Here is a 249-nt window from a genome sequence, read left to right as displayed (position 1 = left end):
CAGCAGCATTATGCTTGAGTTTCATGCTGAGTACCCGCTTAACCAAGACTGGGTGTTTTTAGCCGGCTGGTTAACGACTTTATTTTCTAAAGAAATTGACGACAGCCCTATTATTTCTCAAGGGTACCAACACAAAGCCAAGCTAGGCGTGCGTTATGTATTTTAGACGCTGGTGTTATTTACTATTAGCTTACCCTGGCAGTTTACTCGCCGAGGTGCCCCAAGAGGTAACCGCACTTAGTGCAATAC

Annotated in this window: 1 protein-coding gene; it reads left to right on the top strand. The window is 45.0% G+C overall.

What is annotated here, in order from left to right; genetic code table 11:
• Positions 1-10 precede the first annotated feature (10 nt).
• The gene (locus tag AAEY88_RS14855) at positions 11-166 is read left to right on the top strand and encodes a MipA/OmpV family protein (protein WP_350563627.1); all 156 of its coding nucleotides are present in this window, start codon (positions 11-13) and stop codon (positions 164-166) included.
• Positions 167-249: the final 83 nt, after the last annotated feature.

This window comes from Psychrobacter sp. CAL346-MNA-CIBAN-0220 (genome assembly GCF_040309805.1).
Taxonomy (GTDB): Bacteria; Pseudomonadota; Gammaproteobacteria; order Pseudomonadales; family Moraxellaceae; genus Psychrobacter.
Note: the sequence above shows the minus strand (reverse complement) of the source record. Positions and strands in the feature narration are given on the sequence as shown.